At 53.3% G+C, this 4,844-nt stretch carries 6 protein-coding genes; 1 reads left to right on the top strand and 5 read right to left on the bottom strand.

The annotated features are described in order from the left end of the window. Nucleotides 1–311: 311 nt before the first annotated feature. The 4 genes from M3200_RS00630 to M3200_RS00615 all read right to left on the bottom strand — a co-directional run bounded on the left by M3200_RS00630 (nucleotide 312) and on the right by M3200_RS00615 (nucleotide 3,757). Entirely contained in the window at nucleotides 312–668 is a 357-nt protein-coding gene (locus M3200_RS00630) for a cupin domain-containing protein (protein ID WP_022381608.1), read from the bottom strand. Nucleotides 669–680: 12 nt separating this feature from the next. Continuing rightward, nucleotides 681–1,574 (bottom strand): AmmeMemoRadiSam system radical SAM enzyme, encoded by an 894-nt coding sequence (gene amrS / locus M3200_RS00625; protein WP_022381607.1) that lies wholly within the window; start codon nucleotides 1,572–1,574, stop codon nucleotides 681–683. A 23-nt stretch (nucleotides 1,575–1,597) separates the two neighbouring features. Then, the gene (gene amrA / locus M3200_RS00620) at nucleotides 1,598–2,950 is read right to left on the bottom strand and encodes an AmmeMemoRadiSam system protein A (RefSeq protein ID WP_022381606.1); all 1,353 of its coding nucleotides are present in this window, start codon (nucleotides 2,948–2,950) and stop codon (nucleotides 1,598–1,600) included. 156 nt (nucleotides 2,951–3,106) lie between these two features. Then, nucleotides 3,107–3,757: a nitroreductase family protein gene (locus M3200_RS00615; RefSeq protein WP_022381605.1), complete on the bottom strand. Its 651-nt coding sequence runs from the start codon at nucleotides 3,755–3,757 to the stop codon at nucleotides 3,107–3,109. Between the two features lie 257 nt (nucleotides 3,758–4,014). On the opposite strand from M3200_RS00615, the gene M3200_RS00610 reads away from it, so the two are divergent. Then, a complete protein-coding gene (locus tag M3200_RS00610; RefSeq protein ID WP_022381604.1) occupies nucleotides 4,015–4,605 on the top strand; it encodes a nitroreductase family protein in 591 nt (196 codons plus the stop codon). Between the two features lie 53 nt (nucleotides 4,606–4,658). Here the strand turns inward: M3200_RS00610 and M3200_RS00605 are convergent. Then, nucleotides 4,659–4,844, bottom strand: a 186-nt coding sequence (locus M3200_RS00605) for a hypothetical protein (RefSeq protein ID WP_288178058.1), incomplete at its 5' end; no start/stop codon positions are given.

The following is a 4,844-nucleotide window of genomic DNA, read 5'->3' as shown; positions in this document are numbered from 1 at the left end:
CAGTTGACAATAATGGTAATTGCACAAATGCCTAGTAAGTTGGTGTACGGGGCGGAAACAGCATTTCTCTCAAGGCGTCAGCCTTGGTTTTATGGTTTTCAAAAGGGTTGATTACCACGCAGCAAAGCTGCGGCTGTATGACTTCCTCTGTTATCCTTTCCTGCCCGCAAAGCCATAAGATTTCATGATACGGGGGTAAAACTCCATTTTAAATTTGATGATTTGGGGGTAAAATAGCATTTTAAATTTAATGATTTCTGGTTCCGCCATCTAAAAAGCCCCGCATTTGCGGGGCTTTTCCTGTCTTACTCTTATTCTTCCTTCTTATCCAGATCGTACAGGATGAGTCCGATGAAGACGAGGTTTTCTTCTCCTATGTTTTCGATGCCGTGAGAGTTTCCGTTTTCACAGCAGGCGGAGTCGCCCGGGTTCATTTCGTAGGTCTTGTCGTTGTCGGTGTAGAGGGCTTTGCCGGAGAGGATGTGGTAGATCTCGCGGTCGCCCTTGTGTTTGTGGACGCCCATGGAGCAGCCCTTTTCGAGGGTGGCTTTGACGAAGAGGCGTGCGTTTTCGCGGAGGGTTTCCGGGCCTGCGATGTGTTCTAAGATGATGCGGCCTTTTCCGCCGTTGGCGTGGTCGATGATGGTTACGGGTGGTTTTTCGAGCATGATGGGTCTCCTTTACGATTCATTGGTCCAGCCGCGGCGGAGGAGTTTCAGGGTTTCTGTATTTCCTATGTTGACGTGGCGGAGAGATTTTTTGGCAATATTTCCGAGCCTGACGAGGGTGTCGACGGGTGTCGGCGGCAGGTCCTGCATGCGGAGGCGCGGGAAGAAACGGGTGATGTGGAGGGGAAGGTCCGGGCTGACGGAGGCGAGCCAGACGGAAAGGTCTTCGAAGGCTTCGGGGTCGTCGTTGACACCCGGGATGATGAGGCAGGTGATTTCGACGTGAGACACTTCACTGGCGCGGACGATGGTGCGTTTCACGGTGGGAAGGTCGCCGCCCCAGGAGCGGTAGAGCTCTGGGTCCCATGTCTTGAGGTCGATGTTCCATGCATCGATCAGGGGAAGAAGGGCAGTGAGCGGCTCTTCGTTCACGCAGCCGTTGGTGACCATGGCGTTCACCATGCCGGCCTCTTTGATGAGGGGCGCGGTGTCACGGATGAATTCGTAGGACAGAAGGGGCTCGTTGTACGTGTAGGCGACGCCGATATTTCCTTCTTTCCTTGTGGAAATGGCAAGGTCCAGGACGTCCTTGGGCGTCATGCGGCGGAAGGCCGGTTCTGCCTGGGAAATTTCCCAGTTCTGACAGAAGGGGCAGCACATGTTGCAGCCCATGCTCCCGATGGAGAGGATGCGCGAGCCCGGATGGAAGTGGGCGAAGGGCTTCTTCTCGATGGGGTCGAGCGCGGCGGACGTGCACATGCCGTATGTGACGGCGCGCAGCAGCCCGTGGTCGTTCAGTCGCGTGCGGCACCAGCCTCTGTGGTTCAGAGGGATCTGGCACTCGTGCGGGCAAAGATGACAGACGATGCTGCCATCGGTATTTCTTTCATAAAATACAGCTTCCATGATGCCTCCGAAAGGCCGGAGGATCAGTAGTACCTCCGGACGGTGAAACGATACATTTTGACGGGCTCATCGGCTCCGATGCCTGCTTTCCGGCGGGCGATTTCGACCTGCTCACGGGGATCGGTGATGCCCGGCAGGTCGGGGAGGAGAAGGCCTCTTCGGAATCCTCTTTCGACGATGACGCCGTAGATTTTCGGGTCAAGGTCGCCTTCCGAGGAAATGGGCTCTGGTGCGGAAAGGACGTCGACGGAAATGTCGAGGTCGTCCAGCTCGTAGGGATTGACGGGCGGGAACCGCGGGTCTTCACTCGCCGCGGCTTTTGCGTTATGGATGATTTCCTCAGCCGCCGAATTTCGGACGGGAAGGATCGTCCCGATGCAGCCACGGAGGGCGCCGAATTCGTGAAGGGACACGAAGACGCCGGCTCTTTCCTTGAGCTCTTCGGGAATGTCCGCTGGCGGTTTGGGAAGTTTTCCCGTCTTCAGGTACTCGGCAATCGAGTCCCTGGCCAGACGCACGCGGATATCATGGGCTTCTTTTCGCCCATCGGCTTCCTCGGGCAGGCAGAGGCAGACGCCGTAGCCGACGCCGAAGGGGCCTTCGTGCGAGAGGACGGGGATGGACCATTCCTTGCCGGAGAGCGCGCCGAAGAGGAAATAGACCGAGGGCAGGCCGCACATGCCGATGCGTTCGATGAAATCATCGGTCATCGTGAGGAGCGGTTCCATCGTTTTCCCTTCGAGCGCCTTCATGACGCCCCGGTCGAAGACGATGCCGTCAGGGCCGTAGCCGTTCGGCGAATCCTTCGTCAGACGGTGGGAGAGGTCGCCGGATGCGACGATGGCAATGCGCCGGCCCAGCTTTTCAGCGCAGTTCGTGACGATTTCTCCAAGCACCTTGTTCATGTCGTAATTCGTAAAGCAGGGCGAGAAGAGAAGGACATTTCCTTTGAAAGCGGCTTCCTTCAGGAAGTACATCGGGACGAACATGCCCCAGTCGATTTCAATCTTCCGTCCGAATTTCTTCGCTGCCGCCTCATCCATGCGGAAAAGCGGGATGACCGGCTCGGCTTCCTTCATGACCGCCTCGGCGAGCTCCTGGTCGACGGAAAATTCCATCGAAACCTCGGGGTGCCCAAAATACATGAGATCACCTGCGAGGTTTTCCTTGATGAAAATGGCAGGCCCGCTCGGCAGGCAAAGATTATGCGGAGACATGACGACGACCGTCTCCGGATCCGTCTCCATGATGAGCTTCATGGATTTCCGGACCGCGTCCATCGTCTGCTGGATTTTCTTCGTTTCCTTCCCGCCGATTTCGGGAACCATGATAGGCGGATGCGGAAAAAGCCCCGCAGCCGTCAAAAGTCCTTTCATACGACGCCTCCTTTCGGGGAATAAGAATCTTTCTGTTTTCTTCAGTGTAGCCCTAATGATGGGAAAAATCAAAGGGGAGGGGTGCGGATTTCCTGCACAAAAAAGGATGATCCTCTTTGTGAGGATCATCCTTCATAGGAGTTCGGCTATCGGTATTTATTCTGCTTCAGCGGCTTCCTGGAATTCGTCCTTCGGCTGCGGGTATTCGCCGCGGTATTCTACGACTTCAGCCAACGGCTTTCTTGGCATGGCTTTGATTTCCTTGTCCGTGTAACCAAGAGCGATAGCTGCGACCATTTCGCCGTCAGCGTGGAGCCATTCCTTCAGTTCGTCATACGCGAAGAAAATGTTGCAAGTCCAGAGACTTCCGATGTTTCTGGCAGTTGCTTCGAGGCACATATTCTGGATGGCTGCACTGATGGACTGGATATCAGCCAGTTCCATCATGTACTTGTCAGACGGGTAGGACTGACGATAGTCCATGCCCTTGGTATTCACTACGAATACAATGACCGGTGCCTGTTCCAGGACGCGTGCTGTATAGATGGCAGAAGGAATGAATTTGTCATATCCCTTGCTGAAAATGGCAGTCTCATCGCCTTTACGGTTGCGCATGATGCCCTTCTTCAGGCACTTCACCATAGCTTTTCTTTCTTCACCACGGATGATGATGAACTTCCATGGCTGTTCATTCTTTTCTGACGGAGCCCACGTAGCTGCTGTCAGAATCTCGTCAAGATCTTCCTGTGCGATAGGCTTCTGCAGGAAATGACGGGTACTCCTTCTTTTGTAAATTTCCTCAATCACTCTTAAAATCCTCTTCTATCGGAAAAATTCCGGACTCCTCCATTAAATACAATATAAGGATTATTATATGTGTTTTTTACAAGAAAATCAAGTCTTTAGACTAATAGTCAATAAGATAAAATTCCGCCGGTATCGGACCCGGCTTGGAAGGGGAGCAGGAAATGACAGAGACTTTGCATATCGGGTTTTTTCATTTTTACAATCCGGGTGTATAATTAGGAAATATGAACCCGAGTCAGATGAAAGGTGGAAATAGTATGTACAACGTGATCTTCAAGAGAAGAAGTGTCAGATTCTTCAAGAGCAACCCGATCTCCAAAGTAGATATGAGAGAAATCCTCCGCGCAGGCATGTGGGCACCGTCCGCAAAGAACCGCCAGCCATGGAAATTCGTCGTCGTCAGAGGCAAGAGCAAGGATGAAATGCTCGCCCTCATGGAAAAAGGCATCGAACGCTCCGAAAAAGGCGAAGGCGTCCTCGCAGGAAGTTCGGACCTCTACACCAACGCACGCTTCACCCTCAAATGCATGAAAGAAGCATACAATATCGTATTCATCGTCAACCCGAACGGCCGCGACATCGAAGAAGAATGGACACCGGCAGACAAGATCCATGAACTGAGCGACGTCCAGGCCATCGGCGCAGCAGCCCAGAACATGGCACTCCAGGCCACCTCCATGGGCATCGGCAGCCTCTGGATCGGAAACATCTTCTTCGCCTACGAAGAACTCACCGAATGGCTCGGCAAAGGACAGATGGTCCTCGCCATGGCATTCGGCTACCCGAACCACAACCCCTGCCCGCTCGCCAGAAAGAGCGAAGACGAAGTCATCGAAGTTAGAGACTAAAAGAGACTACTATATAATGTATAAAAAAGGACTGCGGCAAATGCGATCATTTGTTACAGTCCTTTTTGCGTGGGAGGGCATATTCCTCGAGCGCCGCTAAACTCGCCTTTCCAGACGGGGAAGTACGCCCTTGACCTTGCTCTGGAAGAGAAGGTGCGCCGGATACCAGTTGACATCAGCGGTAACAACACAAATGTTTCATAAGTTGGTTCTTCACGCTTTTTTGTGGGATAAAAATA

Source organism: Dialister sp. CAG:357, from assembly GCF_000435155.1.
In the GTDB taxonomy this organism is placed as follows: domain Bacteria; phylum Bacillota; class Negativicutes; order Veillonellales; family Dialisteraceae; genus Dialister; species Dialister hominis.
The sequence above is the reverse complement of the archived record's forward strand: the minus strand, read 5'-3'. Positions and strand labels throughout refer to the sequence as shown.

Bases quoted from the DNA above. Each gene is read 5' to 3' on its own strand.
- amrA (WP_022381606.1), bottom strand. From the start codon at position 2,950: ATGAAAGGACTTTTGACGGCTGCGGGGCTTTTTCCGCATCCGCCTATC.
- M3200_RS00630 (WP_022381608.1), bottom strand. From the start codon at position 668: ATGCTCGAAAAACCACCCGTAACCATCATCGACCACGCCAACGGCGGA.
- amrS (WP_022381607.1), bottom strand. From the start codon at position 1,574: ATGGAAGCTGTATTTTATGAAAGAAATACCGATGGCAGCATCGTCTGT.
- M3200_RS00610 (WP_022381604.1), top strand. From the start codon at position 4,015: ATGTACAACGTGATCTTCAAGAGAAGAAGTGTCAGATTCTTCAAGAGC.